The following is a 14,990-nucleotide window of genomic DNA, read 5'->3' as shown; positions in this document are numbered from 1 at the left end:
TGCCGCCTCGTTCGAGGAGTCCGTTGCATGGTTGAGCAAAATGAACTGAATCGCCTGTTCTGGCATAGCCGTCGTGGCATGCTGGAGCTGGACGTACTGCTGGTGCCTTTCGCCCAGGAGGTATACCCGAACCTGGATGCCGAGAACCAGGCGCGCTACCGCAAGTTGCTGGAGTGCGAGGATCAGGACATGTTCGGCTGGTTCATGCAGCGCGGCGAGCCTGAAGATGCCGACCTGCGCCACATCGTGCGCATGATCCTGGATCGTGTCCAACCCAAGTGACGCCTTCGAGTGCCGCTGGCAGCCATCGCGCTGGCTGCTGAGGCTCTACCTGGCGGTACTGGCGCTGGCCCTGTTGGCGCCCTGGCTGGCCGACATTCCCTTCTGGTCGAAATTACTTTCACCTCTGCCGTGCCTGGCGCACGCAGCCTGGGTGCTGCCGCGACACGTTCTGCTGACGGCACCGCAGGCCATTACCGGTTTGCGTCGTGATGCGCTCGGCTGGCATTTATACAGCGCTGCCAGCGGCTGGCAGGCGGTGCAGCTGCGTCCTGACAGTCTGGCGTTGCCGCTGGCGGTCGTGCTGCGCTATCGCGTGCCGGGCCAGCGCTTCAGTCGTGGGCTGTGTATCGCGCATGACGCGCTGGCGCCCGAGTTGCATCGGCGCCTGCGCTTGCGCTTGAAGTTCAGCCGGCGACGCTGGGCTGAGCCTGGGGCGTCGGCACCAGAATAGTGTCGCGGGCCTCGGTTTGTTGCTCGGGGTAATCGAGTGTGTAGTGCAGGCCGCGGCTTTCATGGCGCTGCATAGCCGAGCGGATCATCAGTTCCGCGACCAGCGCGAGGTTGCGCAGCTCGATCAGGTCACGACTGACCTTGTAGTTCGAGTAGAACTCATCGATCTCGTCCAGCAGCAGGCGCACGCGATGCTGCGCGCGTTGCAGGCGCTTGTTGGTCCGTACGATGCCAACGTAGTCCCACATGAAACGGCGCAACTCGTCCCAGTTGTGGGCGATGATCACGTCCTCGTCCGAGTCGGTCACCTGGCTGGCGTCCCAGCAGGGCAGGTTGGCGGGCATGCCGATGGCGCCGAGTTGCCGGACGATATCCGCGCAGGCCGAGCGGGCGTAGACGAAGCATTCGAGGAGCGAGTTGCTGGCCATGCGGTTGGCACCATGCAGGCCGGTGAAGCTGGTCTCGCCGATCGCGTACAGCCCCGGTACGTCGGTGTGGCCATGCCGGTCGACCACCACGCCGCCACAGGTGTAATGCGCGGCCGGCACCACTGGGATGGCCTGTTTGGTGATGTCGATGCCAAAGCCCAGGCAGCGTTCGTAGACGGTGGGGAAGTGACTCTTGATGAACTCCGCCGGCTTGTGACTGATATCCAGGTAAACGCAGTCGATCCCCAGACGCTTCATTTCATGGTCGATGGCACGGGCGACGATGTCGCGCGGCGCCAGCTCGGCGCGTTCGTCGAAGCGCTGCATGAAGCGTTCGCCATTGGGCAGCTTGAGCAGGCCGCCTTCGCCGCGCACGGCTTCGGTGACCAGGAAGCTCTTGGCCTGCGGGTGATACAGGCACGTCGGGTGGAACTGGTTGAACTCCAGGTTGCCGACTCGGCAGCCGGCCCGCCAGGCCATGGCGATGCCGTCGCCACAGGCGCCGTCCGGGTTGCTGGTATAGAGGTAGACTTTGGCAGCGCCGCCAGTGGCGAGAACCACGAAGCGCGCGCTGAAGGTGTCCACTTCGCCGCAGGCGCGATCGAGCACGTATGCGCCCAGGCAGCGGTCGCCATCCAGGCCGAGCTTGCGCTCGGTGATCAGGTCGACGGCAACGCGCTGTTCCAGCAGCTCGATGTTCGGGCGCTGGCGGGCCTGTTTCAGCAACGTATTGAAGATCGCCGCGCCAGTGGCGTCGGCCGCGTGAATGATGCGCCGATGGCTGTGGCCACCCTCGCGGGTCAGGTGAAACTCGAAGCCGCCATCCTCGCGCGCCGTTTCATCGTCACGGGTAAAAGGGACACCTTGATCGATCAGCCACTGGATGGCTTCGCGACTGTGTTCTACCGTGAAGCGCACGGCGTCTTCGCGGCACAGGCCAGCGCCGGCGTCGAGGGTGTCGGCGACGTGGGATTCGACCGTGTCGGTGTCGTCCAGTACGGCTGCCACGCCACCTTGCGCCCAGTAGGTCGAGCCATTGGCCAGGCTGCCTTTGCTCAAGACCGCGATGCGTAAGTGAGTTGGCAGGGTGAGGGCGAGGGTCAAGCCGGCAGCGCCGCTGCCGATGACCAGAACGTCGTGCTGGAAGTGGTGGCTCATGTCCGAGTTCCGCGTGAAAGCGAGCCCTAGTATATAGAGAGGGGCATCGGCACAATAGCCAGCCAGAGCCACATCATTATCCGCTGCGTGTCGGGCCTGCTTAGTTGAAGCAATCTCGGACGGTGATTTACGTCCGAATGAAGGCTAGAAGGGCGAACGAAACGAGTACTGCTCGTTTCCACTCGAAACTCGCTCCTTCTGTCTTCACCTTGCAGTGCTCTAGCTCGCGAATATTGAGGCAGCTCTTATGTCCGACCTCAGTGCTTTGGGAACTTTTTTAGTCTTTAAGGTTCCATACAGGGTCGCCCATATAAGGGAGAGCGCTTGCGCGTGCCTGCATCTGAAGTCAGCGGAGGGTGTGGAAATGAGCGGCGATAAGATTATTTGCGCCAGCGGAGACGTTTCGCTGTCGCCATTCCAGCCAGAGAAAAGAAAACTCTGCGGGAAGCTTGCTTGGAGGGGAGAACTTTTGCGTAAGGCCCGAGTCTATCTTGGCAAGTTGATTTGCTTACGGGTGCAAGCCTCCTTCAAGCGTAACGAGGAGAGTGCATGCTAACCCAGGAAGATGATCAGCAGCTGGTCGAGCGAGTGCAGCGTGGTGACAAGCGTGCCTTCGATCTGTTAGTGCTGAAGTATCAGCACAAGATCCTCGGTTTGATCGTGCGATTCGTGCACGACACCCACGAGGCTCAGGATGTCGCTCAAGAGGCTTTCGTAAAAGCCTATCGAGCGCTTGGAAACTTTCGCGGTGACAGCGCGTTCTATACATGGCTGTACCGCATCGCCATCAACACGGCGAAGAATTATCTGGTGTCCCGCGGTCGGCGGCCGCCAGATAGTGATGTCAGTAGCGATGACGCGGAGTTCTACGACGGCGACCACGCCCTCAAGGACATCGAGTCACCGGAACGGGCATTGCTGCGCGACGAGATCGAGGCCACCGTGCATCGAACCATCGCACAGCTGCCGGATGACCTGCGTACGGCATTGACCCTGCGTGAGTTCGAAGGCTTGAGTTACGAGGACATTGCCAGCGTCATGCAGTGTCCGGTGGGTACGGTACGTTCACGGATTTTCCGTGCACGTGAGGCAATTGATAAGTCCCTGCAACCTTTGTTGCAGGAAGCCTAAGGCAGCGGCGACAGCCAAGAGAGGTACGCCATGAGTCGTGAAACCCTGCAGGAATCGCTGTCCGCGGTGATGGATAACGAAGCGGACGAACTGGAACTGCGGCGAGTGCTGGCAGCCAGCGAGGATGGTGAGCTACGTGGTACCTGGTCGCGTTACCAGGTCGCCCGTGCAGCCATGCACCGTGAGTTGCTGGTACCGCAGCTGGACATCGCATCGGCGGTTTCCGCGGCATTGGCCGACGAAGCCGCTCCGGCGCGTAAGGCGCCGATCTGGCGCAGCATCGGGCGAGTAGCCGTGGCAGCATCGGTGACCGTTGCTGTGCTGGCTGGGGTGCGCTTCTACAATCAGGATGATCTGACGGGCGCTCAGCTGGCCCAGCAGGATGCTTCTCCGGTACTCTCGGTACCGCAGGTGCAAGGTCCTGCGCTGCTCGCTGGCTACAACAGCAGCGAAGAGGCCGGCGAACCTGCCCAGGCCGGTACTGCCAGCTGGCACGAGCAGCGCCTGCCGAACTATCTGCGTCAACACGCACAGGAAGCGGTGATGGGTACCGGTGAAACCGCTCTGCCTTATGCTCGTGCTGCGAGTCTGGAAAACCGCTAAGCGCCTAAGTAAGGAGTCACATGCGCGCTATTCCCCTCTGCCTGCTCGGTGGTCTGCTGGCATTGCCGGTGCAGGCCGCCGAGGTACAGGACTTGCTCGGACGCCTTGCCGCGGCAGAGCGTGAGCAAAGCTTTCAGGGTACGTTCATCTACGAACGTAATGGTAGTTTCTCCACTCACGCCGTATGGCATCGAGTGGAGGAGGGGGGGCAAGTTCGCGAGCGCCTTCTGCAACTCGACGGCCCTGCGCAGGAAGTGCTCAAGGTCGATGGTCAGGCTCAGTGCGTCACCGGCGCACTGGCTGACCAGGTTAGCGAAGGGCAGGCCTGGCCTGCCCGTCAGCTGGATGCCGAGCAATTGAGCAACTGGTATGACATTCGTGTCGCCGGCCAGTCGCGCATTGCCAACCGTGCAGCGGATGTTCTGGTCCTGGAGCCCAAGGATCAGCACCGTTACGGCTTCGAGCTGTACCTTGACCGTGAAACCGGTCTGCCACTCAAGTCCCTGTTGCTTAACGAGCGCGGCCAGCTTCTGGAGCGCTTCCAGTTCGCCCAGTTGGACACTTCCGTGCCGGTGGAAAATGCCCTGCAGCCGAGTTCGGGTTGTCGGCCGGTGAGTTTCCGTGCGTCCGACAGCATGGCCGAGGGAAGCTGGCGTTCGGACTGGTTGCCACCGGGCTTTACCCTGACTACTGCGCAGTTGCGTCGTGATCCGGCCTCCGCTGATGCTGTCGCCTACCTGTTGTATGGCGATGGCTTGGCGCGTTTCTCGGTTTTCCTCGAGCGCCTCAATGGTGATGTAGTGGAAGACGCGCGCAGCCAGCTGGGCCCGACCGTCGCGGTCTCGCGACGGATGAGCACCGATGCCGGTGACGTGATGGTTACCGTGGTCGGTGAGATTCCTTTGGGAACCGCCGAACGTATCGCTCTGTCCATGCGCGCCGGAGTGCCTGAACAGGCGAGCCAATGATTGAAGAGCAGGGGCGTGTAGTGGCGCTCGAGCCCGGCGCTGTCTGGGTCGAGACGCTGCGCAAGAGTACCTGCTCGAGTTGTTCGGCCAATGCGGCCTGTGGCCAGGGGTTGATGGATCGCCTGGGTCTAGGCCGACAACGTGGTTATGTGCGTGCTCTCAGTCAAATGCCGCTGGCGATTGGCGACACCGTGATCATTGGTGTGCGCGAAGATCTGTTGGTGCGCAGTTCGCTTCTGGTTTATCTGCTTCCACTTCTGGGCTTGTTCGCCGCTGCGCTGCTGGCGGAAGGCCTGGGCCTGTCCGAGCCTCTGGTGATCCTTGTCGGTTTGATCGGCCTGTCCGCCAGTTGGCTGATGGTTCGCTGGCGCGCTGCTCGCGTTGCCGGGGACCCCTTATTGCAGCCTGTTGTCCTGCGTACGCTGCTGGTGCCTGTGCCAGCGGCGGGTTGAGTGTGTTCGAGTTTTACATGGGGAGTCGTAGTTCGATGAGAAAACTCAAGTCCTTTGCGCCGCTGCTGGCGGTTGCCTTGCTCTGGGGGCAGAGCTTGTTGGCTCAGGCCAGCCTGCCTGACTTTACCGATCTGGTCGAGGAAGCCTCGCCTGCGGTGGTCAACATCAGTACTCGGCAGAAGATGCCGGAACGTGGCGTTGCCGGTCAGCCTGGGCTGCCTGATCTCGAAGGTTTGCCGCCGATGTTCCGCGAGTTCTTCGAGCGCAGCATCCCGCAGGTGCCGCGCAACCCTGGCGGTCGCCAGCGTGAAGCGCAATCGCTGGGCTCCGGTTTCATCATTTCGCCGGACGGCTACATCATGACCAACAATCATGTGGTCGCCGATGCCGACGAGATCATCGTGCGTTTGTCCGATCGCAGCGAGCTCGAAGCCAAGCTGATTGGCGCCGATCCGCGCAGCGACGTCGCGTTGCTCAAGGTCGAAGGCAAGGACCTGCCTGTGGTGCGCCTGGGCAAGGCCGACGACCTTAAGGTCGGTGAGTGGGTGCTGGCCATCGGTTCGCCGTTCGGTTTCGACCACTCGGTAACCGCCGGTATCGTCAGCGCCAAGGGCCGCAACCTGCCGAGCGACAGTTACGTGCCGTTCATCCAGACCGACGTGGCGATCAACCCGGGCAACTCCGGAGGTCCGCTATTCAACCTGCAGGGCGAAGTGGTGGGTATCAACTCGCAGATATTCACCCGCTCCGGCGGCTTCATGGGCCTGTCTTTCGCCATACCGATGGAGGTGGCCATGCAGGTCGCCGATCAGCTCAAGGCTGACGGCAAGGTCACGCGCGGCTGGCTCGGTGTGGTGATTCAGGAAGTGAACAAGGACCTGGCCGAATCCTTCGGTCTGGAAAAGCCGGCCGGCGCGCTGGTCGCTCAGGTGCTCGAAGACGGCCCGGCGGACAAGGGTGGCCTGCAGGTGGGCGATGTGATTCTCAGCCTCAATGGCAAGGCGATCATCATGTCGGCCGATCTGCCGCATCTGGTCGGCGGGCTGAAGCCGGGCGAGAAGGCCGAGCTGGACGTGGTACGTGATGGTTCGCGTAAAAAGCTCAACGTCACGGTTGGCACGCTGCCGGAAGAAGGGCAGGAGCTGGCCTCGTCGGGTTCGGCGCAGGGTGGCGAGCGCAGCAACAATCGTCTGGGCGTGACCGTCGTCGAGCTGACTGCCGAACAGAAGAAAGGCCTCGACCTCAAGGGCGGCGTAGTGGTCAGGGAGGTGCTCAACGGCCCGGCGGCCATGATCGGCCTGCGCCCGGGTGACGTGATCACGCACCTGAACAACCAGGCCATCGACTCCACCAGCACCTTCACCCAGGTGGCCCAGGAGCTGCCGAAGAATCGTTCGGTGTCCATGCGCGTGCTGCGCCAGGGGCGTGCCAGCTTCATTACCTTCAAGCTGGCCGAGTAATCCGGGCAATGCTTAAGAAGGGCGCTTTCGAGCGCCCTTCTTCGTGTCTGCACCTGTGTTGTGCAGACGTGACGCGGTCGCGCGGGATCGGGTACAATCCGCGGCTATTTTCGGCAAGCGTCTTGCCTGTGCCTTCTTCGAGTGTTGATCCGTGAGTGACCTGAGTCATATCCGCAATTTTTCCATCATCGCCCACATCGACCACGGCAAGTCGACCCTGGCTGACCGTTTCATCCAGCTGTGCGGCGGTCTCACCGCGCGTGAAATGGAGGCTCAGGTTCTGGACTCCATGGATCTGGAGCGTGAGCGCGGCATCACCATCAAGGCCCATAGCGTCACGCTTCACTACAAGGCGCAGGACGGCAAGATCTACCAGTTGAACTTCATCGATACGCCCGGCCATGTCGACTTCACTTATGAAGTCAGCCGCTCGCTGGCTGCGTGCGAGGGCGCGCTGCTGGTAGTCGATGCCGGCCAGGGCGTCGAGGCGCAGTCGGTCGCCAACTGCTACACCGCCATCGAGCAGGGCCTGGAAGTGATGCCCGTGCTGAACAAGATGGACCTGCCGCAGGCCGATCCGGACCGCGTCAAGGACGAGATCGAGAAGATCATCGGCATCGACGCCAGCGAGGCCGTGGCCTGCAGTGCCAAGAGCGGCATGGGCGTGGACGAGGTGCTCGAACGCCTGGTGCAGACCATCCCTGCGCCCGAGGGCGAGATCGATGCGCCGCTGCAGGCGCTGATCATCGACTCCTGGTTCGACAACTACCTGGGCGTGGTCTCGCTGGTGCGCGTGCGCCAGGGGCGCGTGAAGAAGGGCGACAAGATTCTGGTCAAGTCCACCGGCAAGGTGCACCTGGTCGACAGCGTCGGCGTATTCACCCCGAAACACACCGCCACCGCCGATCTCAAGGCCGGTGAGGTGGGCTTCATCATCGCCAGCATCAAGGACATTCACGGCGCGCCGGTCGGCGACACCCTGACCCTGTCCTCGACCCCCGAGGTCGCGGTGCTGCCGGGCTTCAAGAAGATCCAGCCGCAGGTATACGCCGGTCTGTTCCCGGTCAGCTCCGACGATTTCGAGGACTTCCGCGATGCCCTGCAGAAGCTCACCCTCAACGACTCGTCGCTGCAGTACGCGCCGGAAAGCTCCGACGCCCTGGGCTTCGGCTTCCGTTGCGGCTTCCTCGGCATGCTGCACATGGAAATCGTGCAGGAGCGCCTGGAGCGCGAGTACGACCTGGACCTGATCACCACGGCGCCGAGCGTGATCTATGAGCTTGAACTCAAGACCGGTGAAACCATCACCGTCGACAACCCGTCCAAGCTGCCGGACGTCTCGACGGTCGCCGACTTCCGCGAGCCGATCGTCACCGCGACCATCCTGGTGCCGCAGGAGCACCTGGGTAATGTCATTACCCTGTGCGTCGAAAAGCGTGGCGTGCAGCGCGACATGCAATTCCTCGGTTCGCAGGTTCAGGTTCGCTACGACCTGCCGATGAATGAGGTGGTGCTGGACTTCTTCGACCGTCTGAAGTCGACCAGCCGGGGTTATGCGTCGCTGGACTATCATTTCGACCGCTACCAGTCTGCCAACCTGGTCAAGCTGGACGTGCTGATCAACGGCGACAAGGTCGATGCCCTGGCGTTGATCGTTCACCGCGACAACGCGGCCTACAAGGGCCGTGCGTTGACCGAGAAGATGAAGGAACTGATTCCTCGGCAGATGTTCGATGTGGCGATCCAGGCAGCCATTGGCGGCCAGATCATCGCGCGGACCACCGTCAAGGCGCTCAGAAAGAACGTATTGGCCAAATGTTACGGTGGCGACGTGAGCCGTAAGAAGAAACTGCTGGAAAAGCAGAAGGCCGGTAAGAAACGCATGAAGCAGGTCGGTAACGTGGAGATCCCACAGGAAGCCTTCCTCGCTGTGCTCAGGTTGGATAGCTAAGGCTCTATGTCGATCAATTTCCCGCTCCTGTTGGTTATCGCGGTCGCCGTTTGCGGCTTCCTGGCCCTGGTCGATCTGATTCTGCTGGCTCCGCGCCGCCGTGCGGCGATTGCGGCGTACCAGGGGCGGGTCGACGATCCTGACGACAGGGTGCTGGAACGCCTGAGCAAGGAGCCCTTGCTGGTCGAGTACGGCAAATCCTTCTTCCCGGTGCTGGCCATCGTGCTGGTGCTGCGCTCGTTTCTGGTCGAACCGTTCCAGATTCCTTCGGGGTCGATGAAGCCGACTCTGGAAGTGGGCGATTTCATCCTGGTCAACAAGTTCGCCTACGGCATTCGCCTGCCGGTGATCGACGAGAAGATCATCGAGGTGGACAACCCGCAGCGCGGCGATGTGATGGTGTTCCGCTATCCCAGCGACCCGACCATCAACTACATCAAGCGCGTCGTAGGGTTGCCGGGCGACCAGATCGAGTACACCCAGGGCAAGCGACTGCTGGTCAATGGTGAGCCGGTGGCCGAGAAGCTGATCGGTGAAGAGCCGGGCAGCCTGGGCGGTGCAATGCTCTATGAAGAGCGTCTGGGCCAGATCGAGCACACCATCCGCAAGGAAATGACCCGCATGCGCCGTGAGCCCGGCGGCCAATGGGTAGTGCCGCAAGGGCACTACTTCATGATGGGCGACAACCGTGACAACTCCAACGACAGCCGCTACTGGCGTGATCGTCATATCCCGCAGGAGCTGTGGGGCATGGTCCCGGACGACCATATCGTCGGCAAGGCCTTCGCCATCTGGATGAGCTGGCCTGAGCCGAAGACCGGAAATCTGCCCAACTTCTCCCGAGTCGGCCTGATTCATTGAGCACTGGCGCGCTGTTCAATACAGCGCCACAGGCTATAAAGAGTTTAGCCGTCAGGCTTTCCAACAAGACCGTCCATTGGGGATACACATGACTTTCGCGCGCTCGCAGCAGGGGCTTTCCATTCTGGGTTGGCTGGTGGTTCTGGCCGTGGTGGCATTCTTCGCCAGCACGGCATTCAAGGTGCTGCCGCATTATCTGGACTATATGTCCATGGAGAAGATCATCACCTCGGTGGAAACCGACAAGGCGGCGGACGTGCGCACCGTCGGTGAGTTTTACAATCATGTGAGCAAGGGCATGCAGGTCAACAACATTCGTGACCTGAACATGCGCGACGCTTTGCAGGTCAAGGTGGAGAACAACGAGTTCCAGGTCCACCTCAAGTATGAAAAACGCGAGCCGCTGATCGAGAACCTCGATCTGGTGGTGAATTTCGACAAAGAATTTCGTGTACGGATGCCGTGAGTCCCAATCTGTCCCGCCTCGAGCGCAAGCTCGGCTATAGCTTCAAGGATCAGGACCTGATGGTCCTGGCCCTGACCCATCGCAGTTTCGCCGGCCGCAACAATGAGCGGCTGGAATTTCTCGGTGATGCCATTCTCAATTTCGTAGCCGGTGAGGCGCTGTTCGAGCGCTTCCCTCAGGCCCGCGAAGGTCAGTTGTCGCGCCTGCGCGCGCGCCTGGTCAAGGGGGAAACCCTGGCCGTGCTGGCGCGCGGTTTCGAGCTGGGCGAATACCTGCGCCTGGGCTCCGGTGAGCTGAAGAGCGGCGGTTTCCGCCGTGAGTCGATCCTGGCCGATGCTCTGGAGGCGCTGATCGGCGCCATCTATCTGGATGCCGGGATGGAAGCGGCACGCGAGCGCGTGCTGGACTGGCTGACCGGTGAGCTGGACGGCCTGACGTTGGTCGACACCAACAAGGATCCGAAAACGCGCCTGCAGGAATTCCTGCAATCGCGCGCCTGCGAACTGCCTCGTTACGAGGTGGTGGACGTTCAGGGCGAGCCGCACTGCCGTACCTTCATGGTCGAGTGTCAGGTGGCCCTGCTCAATGAAAAGACCCTGGGCCAGGGCGGCAGCCGGCGTATCGCCGAGCAGGTCGCTGCGGCTGCGGCGCTGATCGCCCTCGGGGTGGAGAATGGCAATGACTGATGCACCTATGACCCGCTGCGGCTACGTCGCCATCGTCGGCCGGCCCAACGTGGGCAAGTCGACGCTGCTCAACCACATCCTCGGGCAGAAGCTGGCGATCACCTCGCGCAAGCCGCAGACCACCCGCCACAACATGCTCGGGATCAAGACCGAGGGTGAGGTACAGGCCGTCTACGTCGATACGCCCGGTCTGCACAAGCACAACGACAAGGCGCTCAACCGCTACATGAACCGCAGTGCGTCCACCGCGCTGAAGGACGTCGATGTGGTGGTGTTCGTGGTCGACCGCATGCGCTGGACCGACGAGGATCAGCTGGTGCTGGAGAAGGTCCAGCACGTCAAATGCCCGATCCTGCTGGCGGTGAACAAGGCCGACCGCCTGGAAGACAAGAGCGAGTTGCTGCCGCATCTGAACTGGCTGGCCGAGCAACTGCCGCAGGCCGAGATCGTGCCGATTTCCGCGCTGCAGGGACAGAACCTCGACACTCTGGAGAAGCTGGTGGGCGAGCGACTGCCGGAGTCCGAACACTTCTACCCGGAAGACCAGATCACCGACCGCTCCAGCCGCTTCCTGGCTGCCGAACTGATTCGCGAGAAAATCATGCGTCAGCTCGGCGCCGAGCTGCCTTACCAGATCACCGTGGAGATCGAGGAGTTCAAGCAGGAGGGTCGCATTCTGCATATCCACGGCCTGATCCTGGTGGAGCGCGACGGGCAGAAGAAGATCATCATCGGCGACAAGGGTGAGCGCATCAAACGCATCGGCGCGGATGCGCGCAAGGACATGGAGACCATGTTCGATTCCAAGGTGATGCTCAACCTCTGGGTCAAGGTCAAAGGCGGCTGGTCCGACGACGAGCGTGCCCTGCGCTCGCTGGGCTACCTGGATTGAGCAACAGGCTGCGAGCCATAAGCTGCAAGCCACAAGCCGCTCTTGCTTGAGGCTTGAAACGTGCAGCTTGCCGCTTATGTCCTGCATAGCCGTCCTTACAAGGAAAGCAGCGCCCTGGTAGATTTCTTCACCGCGCAGGGCCGTATTCGCGCAGTGCTGCGCGCAGCGCGCGGCAAGGTTGGCAGCATTGCCCGGCCTTTCGCGCCACTGGAGCTGGAGCTGCGCGGGCGCGGCGAGCTGAAGAGCGTCGGCCGTCTGGAAAGCGCTGGCATCCCACTGCTGCTGACCGGCGAGGCGCTGTTCTCCGGTCTCTATCTCAACGAACTGCTGATCCGCCTGCTGCCGGCGGAAGATCCGCACCCCGTGATGCTCGAACACTACGGCCTGACCCTGCAGGCGCTGGCTGCCGGCCGGCCGCTGGAGCCGCTGTTGCGTGCATTCGAATGGCGCCTGCTGGACGAGCTGGGCTATGGTTTCGCCCTGGATCGCGACCAGCACGACCAGGCTATCGACCCCACCGCGCTGTATCGCTGGCAGCAGGACATTGGCCTGGTGCCGGTGGTACAACTGCAGCCTGGCGTGTTCCAGGGCCGTGAGTTGCTGGCCATGGCCGAAGCCGACTGGCAGATACCGGGTGCGCTGGCTGCGGCCAAGCGCCTGATGCGCCAGGCGCTGGCACCTCATCTTGGTGGCAGGCCACTGGTCAGCCGCGAACTTTTCATGACGCTCAAGGAGTCCAAGCGTGACTGAGGCCAATCGTATTCTGCTCGGCGTGAACATCGACCACGTCGCCACCCTGCGCCAGGCTCGCGGTACGCGCTACCCGGACCCGGTCAAGGCCGCGCTGGACGCCGAGGAGGCCGGTGCCGACGGCATCACCGTGCACCTGCGCGAAGATCGTCGGCACATCCAGGATCGCGACGTTCGCGTGCTGGCCGACGTGCTGCAGACGCGAATGAACTTCGAGATGGGCGTCACCGACTTCATGCTCGGCTTCGCCGAGCAGATTCGCCCGGCGCATGTCTGCCTGGTACCGGAAACCCGCCAGGAACTGACCACCGAAGGTGGCCTGGACGTAGCGGGCCAGGAAGCGCGCATTGCCGCGGCTGTGGAGCGACTGACGCTGGCCGGTTGCGAGGTGTCGCTGTTCATCGACGCCGAGGAGCGGCAGATCGAGGCGGCCATGCGCGTCGGCGCGCCGGCCATCGAACTGCACACCGGGCGTTACGCCGATGCTCATACCGCAGAGGAGGCGGCTCAGGAACTGTCGCGTATTCGCGATGGCGTGATCTGCGGACTAAACCATGGGCTGATCGTCAATGCCGGTCACGGCCTGCATTACCACAACGCCGAGGCCGTCGCCGCGATTCCCGGCATCAACGAGCTGAACATCGGGCACGCCATCGTCGCCCATGCCTTGTTCGTTGGCTTCAAGCAGGCGGTCGCCGAGATGAAGGCGCTGATCGTGGCGGCGGCCGATCGCGGCTGACTGCCTTTCCAGAGCATTCGCGGACAAGTCCGCTCCCACGGCAGCGCAGTGCAAGCAGGCTTTGTGGGAGCGGACTTGTCCGCGAACAGCGCACACCTAAACGCATTGCGCAGGAGCGCCCTTGTGCCGCGAAGCCGGCCCTCAAGCCTGGCCGGCAAAGGCTCGGATCATCTGCATGGCAAGCGCCTCGATGGCGTCATTACTCTGATGACCACGAATCAACTTGATGTGGTATTCGCCCAGTGGTGGCAGGCCTTGTTCCGCGCCGAGCCGACGTAGCGGTGGCTTGACCAGACTGCGGGGGAAGGGCGCGATGGCCAGGTCGGCGGTCATGGCCGCCTCCTGCCCCGCACACTGTTCGCAGGAGTAGGCGATGCGGTAGGCCACCCCCTGGCGATCCAGTGCATCGATCGCAGTTCTGCGCCAGGCGCAGCCGGGGTTGGCCAGCGCCAGTGGTAGCGGCGAGCGCTGTATGGCCAGGCCGCCATCGCGCCCTGCCCAGACCAGTTCTTCGGAATAGATCACCTCGCCGCGCGCGTCGTCCAGGCCGTCATTGCCGGCGTTGATCAGAGTCAGATCCAGTTCGCCGGCATCCAGCTTGGCCACCAGATCCACACTGCGGCCCACATTCACTTCGACCTCCACGGCTGGATGGCTGCGGGCGAACAGGGTCAGCACGCCGGGCAGTACCCGGTCGCCGATATCGTTCGGCGTGCCAAAGCGCACGCGGCCGGTCAGCGTCGGGGTGAGAAAGCGCGCCACCGCTTCCTCGTTGAGCTTGAGCAGGCGCCTGGCGTAGCCCAGCAGTACCTCGCCCTCGGCGGTGAGTTGCACGCGCCTGGCTTCGCGGATGAACAGGTGCTGGCCGAGTGTCTCCTCGAGGCGCTTGATCTGCAGGCTGACGGCCGCCGTGCTGCGAAACACCTGGGCGGCGGTGCGGGTAAAGCTGCCGCTATCGGCGATGGCGACGAAGGTGCGCAGTACGTCGCTTTCCAGAAGCGGCAGAGAAACAGAGGCTGGCGCGTTCATAATCGTTAAATATTTCTTAATTGCCTATTTGATATTTGTCGTTTGTTTGAACGATAGGCGCGTTTCATCCTGATCGCAAGCCGGGAACAGCCGGCGGCGAAACGGAGGAAAAGACATGAACGGTTCGAGCAAGCACGATAAGCCACGTCCGCCGATGCCCGAGTTCTACATGCCGGCCATGTGGCCGCTGGATCTGCAGAACGCCATCGTCGACTGGGTGGGCGCCTGGCTCTGGCGCTGGCGGATGCGCCGCCTGCTGGCACAGGACATAGAAGGACGGATTCGCCTGGGCAGTGCCCGTGGTGTAGTGGAGCAGGGGGCGCGTGAGCCGCTGCGCTCGATCGCACAGCGGCGGGCGTGCTGGTTGCGGGGGTAGGGCGGGTGCAACCCGCCGATAGAGATCTGGCGGGTTGTACCCGCCCCACTAAAGCCGCTATTTCTAAGGCTTGCGCGCGACCAGCACTGCGCGGGTCGGTGCCGGCAGGCCTTCGACGGTGCGGCTGTGGTCGGCCGGGTCGAGAAACTCGGGCAGCGACTGGAAGCGCATCCACTCGGTGGCGCGTTGTTCTTCCACCGAGGTGATGCTGACGTCGACACAGCGCACGTCCTCGAAACCGGCGCGGCGCAGCCAGCGTTCCAGCGCCGACACCGAGGGCAGGAACCAGACGTTGCGCATCTGCGCGT

Annotated in this window: 18 protein-coding genes (1 of these 18 only partly in view); 15 read left to right on the top strand and 3 right to left on the bottom strand. The window is 62.5% G+C overall.

What is annotated here, in order from left to right; genetic code table 11:
• Nucleotides 1-27 precede the first annotated feature (27 nt).
• Complete coding sequence (locus tag B3P22_RS00610) at nucleotides 28-282, top strand: succinate dehydrogenase assembly factor 2 (protein ID WP_296269470.1); 255 nt, start codon at nucleotides 28-30, stop codon at nucleotides 280-282.
• A complete protein-coding gene (locus B3P22_RS00605) occupies nucleotides 266-733 on the top strand; it encodes a protein YgfX (protein ID WP_296269469.1) in 468 nt (155 codons plus the stop codon). Before B3P22_RS00610 ends, B3P22_RS00605 begins: the two co-directional genes overlap by 17 nt.
• Here B3P22_RS00605 and nadB read toward each other — a convergent pair.
• Nucleotides 687-2,318, bottom strand: a complete 1,632-nt coding sequence (gene nadB / locus B3P22_RS00600; protein ID WP_296269468.1) for an L-aspartate oxidase — start codon at nucleotides 2,316-2,318, stop codon at nucleotides 687-689. The two genes, B3P22_RS00605 and nadB, sit on opposite strands and share 47 nt — an antisense overlap.
• A gap of 549 nt (nucleotides 2,319-2,867) precedes the next feature.
• On the opposite strand from nadB, the gene rpoE reads away from it, so the two are divergent.
• From rpoE to pdxJ, 12 genes are all read left to right on the top strand, one after another.
• Entirely contained in the window at nucleotides 2,868-3,449 is a 582-nt protein-coding gene (gene rpoE, locus B3P22_RS00595) for an RNA polymerase sigma factor RpoE (protein ID WP_003245473.1), read from the top strand.
• Nucleotides 3,450-3,479: 30 nt separating this feature from the next.
• On the top strand, nucleotides 3,480-4,052 hold the full coding sequence (locus B3P22_RS00590) for a sigma-E factor negative regulatory protein (protein ID WP_296269467.1): 573 nt from the start codon (nucleotides 3,480-3,482) through the stop codon (nucleotides 4,050-4,052).
• Nucleotides 4,053-4,072: 20 nt separating this feature from the next.
• Nucleotides 4,073-5,020, top strand: coding sequence for a MucB/RseB C-terminal domain-containing protein (locus B3P22_RS00585; protein ID WP_197856041.1), 948 nt, complete (start codon nucleotides 4,073-4,075; stop codon nucleotides 5,018-5,020).
• Nucleotides 5,017-5,472, top strand: a complete 456-nt coding sequence (locus B3P22_RS00580) for a SoxR reducing system RseC family protein (RefSeq protein WP_296269466.1) — start codon at nucleotides 5,017-5,019, stop codon at nucleotides 5,470-5,472. Before B3P22_RS00585 ends, B3P22_RS00580 begins: the two co-directional genes overlap by 4 nt.
• 35 nt (nucleotides 5,473-5,507) lie before the next feature.
• Complete coding sequence (locus B3P22_RS00575; protein WP_197856039.1) at nucleotides 5,508-6,932, top strand: DegQ family serine endoprotease; 1,425 nt, start codon at nucleotides 5,508-5,510, stop codon at nucleotides 6,930-6,932.
• 151 nt (nucleotides 6,933-7,083) lie between these two features.
• Entirely contained in the window at nucleotides 7,084-8,883 is a 1,800-nt protein-coding gene (gene lepA, locus B3P22_RS00570; RefSeq protein ID WP_296269465.1) for a translation elongation factor 4, read from the top strand.
• A 6-nt stretch (nucleotides 8,884-8,889) separates the two neighbouring features.
• Nucleotides 8,890-9,744, top strand: a complete 855-nt coding sequence (lepB, locus tag B3P22_RS00565; RefSeq protein WP_275544493.1) for a signal peptidase I — start codon at nucleotides 8,890-8,892, stop codon at nucleotides 9,742-9,744.
• A gap of 88 nt (nucleotides 9,745-9,832) precedes the next feature.
• Nucleotides 9,833-10,210 carry a DUF4845 domain-containing protein gene (locus B3P22_RS00560; RefSeq protein ID WP_296269464.1) on the top strand — a complete coding sequence of 126 codons (378 nt, stop codon included), beginning with the start codon at nucleotides 9,833-9,835 and terminating at the stop codon, nucleotides 10,208-10,210.
• Complete coding sequence (gene rnc, locus B3P22_RS00555) at nucleotides 10,207-10,896, top strand: ribonuclease III (protein ID WP_013714666.1); 690 nt, start codon at nucleotides 10,207-10,209, stop codon at nucleotides 10,894-10,896. Before B3P22_RS00560 ends, rnc begins: the two co-directional genes overlap by 4 nt.
• Nucleotides 10,883-11,788 (top strand): GTPase Era, encoded by a 906-nt coding sequence (era, locus tag B3P22_RS00550; RefSeq protein WP_197856035.1) that lies wholly within the window; start codon nucleotides 10,883-10,885, stop codon nucleotides 11,786-11,788. Before rnc ends, era begins: the two co-directional genes overlap by 14 nt.
• Before the next feature lie 60 nt (nucleotides 11,789-11,848).
• Nucleotides 11,849-12,538, top strand: coding sequence for a DNA repair protein RecO (recO, locus tag B3P22_RS00545; protein WP_296269463.1), 690 nt, complete (start codon nucleotides 11,849-11,851; stop codon nucleotides 12,536-12,538).
• Entirely contained in the window at nucleotides 12,531-13,277 is a 747-nt protein-coding gene (gene pdxJ / locus B3P22_RS00540) for a pyridoxine 5'-phosphate synthase (protein WP_197856033.1), read from the top strand. Before recO ends, pdxJ begins: the two co-directional genes overlap by 8 nt.
• A gap of 141 nt (nucleotides 13,278-13,418) precedes the next feature.
• Here pdxJ and B3P22_RS00535 read toward each other — a convergent pair whose 3' ends face one another.
• On the bottom strand, nucleotides 13,419-14,306 hold the full coding sequence (locus B3P22_RS00535) for a LysR substrate-binding domain-containing protein (RefSeq protein ID WP_296269462.1): 888 nt from the start codon (nucleotides 14,304-14,306) through the stop codon (nucleotides 13,419-13,421).
• A gap of 115 nt (nucleotides 14,307-14,421) precedes the next feature.
• Here B3P22_RS00535 and B3P22_RS00530 point away from each other — a divergent pair, with 115 nt between their 5' ends.
• Nucleotides 14,422-14,682, top strand: coding sequence for a hypothetical protein (locus B3P22_RS00530; protein ID WP_197856031.1), 261 nt, complete (start codon nucleotides 14,422-14,424; stop codon nucleotides 14,680-14,682).
• Nucleotides 14,683-14,745: 63 nt separating this feature from the next.
• Here B3P22_RS00530 and cmoB read toward each other — a convergent pair whose 3' ends face one another.
• Nucleotides 14,746-14,990, bottom strand: partial view of a tRNA 5-methoxyuridine(34)/uridine 5-oxyacetic acid(34) synthase CmoB gene (cmoB, locus tag B3P22_RS00525; RefSeq protein ID WP_296269461.1) — the final stretch only. The gene runs 610 nt beyond the window's last position; only the last 245 of its 855 coding nucleotides appear in the window; its start codon lies beyond the right edge, outside the window; its stop codon occupies nucleotides 14,746-14,748.

Origin of the sequence: Pseudomonas sp. UBA6323 (assembly GCF_002439135.1) — a bacterium.
Lineage (GTDB): Bacteria > Pseudomonadota > Gammaproteobacteria > Pseudomonadales > Pseudomonadaceae > Aquipseudomonas.
The sequence above is the reverse complement of the archived record's forward strand: the minus strand, read 5'-3'. Positions and strand labels throughout refer to the sequence as shown.

Coding starts and splice junctions, on each gene's coding strand:
- B3P22_RS00590 (WP_296269467.1), top strand. CDS start 3,480: ATGAGTCGTGAAACCCTGCAGGAATCGCTGTCCGCGGTGATGGATAAC.
- B3P22_RS00530 (WP_197856031.1), top strand. CDS start 14,422: ATGAACGGTTCGAGCAAGCACGATAAGCCACGTCCGCCGATGCCCGAG.
- B3P22_RS00585 (WP_197856041.1), top strand. CDS start 4,073: ATGCGCGCTATTCCCCTCTGCCTGCTCGGTGGTCTGCTGGCATTGCCG.
- B3P22_RS00610 (WP_296269470.1), top strand. CDS start 28: ATGGTTGAGCAAAATGAACTGAATCGCCTGTTCTGGCATAGCCGTCGT.
- B3P22_RS00560 (WP_296269464.1), top strand. CDS start 9,833: ATGACTTTCGCGCGCTCGCAGCAGGGGCTTTCCATTCTGGGTTGGCTG.
- era (WP_197856035.1), top strand. CDS start 10,883: ATGGCAATGACTGATGCACCTATGACCCGCTGCGGCTACGTCGCCATC.
- nadB (WP_296269468.1), bottom strand. CDS start 2,318: ATGAGCCACCACTTCCAGCACGACGTTCTGGTCATCGGCAGCGGCGCT.
- B3P22_RS00580 (WP_296269466.1), top strand. CDS start 5,017: ATGATTGAAGAGCAGGGGCGTGTAGTGGCGCTCGAGCCCGGCGCTGTC.
- B3P22_RS00535 (WP_296269462.1), bottom strand. CDS start 14,306: ATGAACGCGCCAGCCTCTGTTTCTCTGCCGCTTCTGGAAAGCGACGTA.
- rpoE (WP_003245473.1), top strand. CDS start 2,868: ATGCTAACCCAGGAAGATGATCAGCAGCTGGTCGAGCGAGTGCAGCGT.
- B3P22_RS00575 (WP_197856039.1), top strand. CDS start 5,508: ATGAGAAAACTCAAGTCCTTTGCGCCGCTGCTGGCGGTTGCCTTGCTC.
- lepB (WP_275544493.1), top strand. CDS start 8,890: ATGTCGATCAATTTCCCGCTCCTGTTGGTTATCGCGGTCGCCGTTTGC.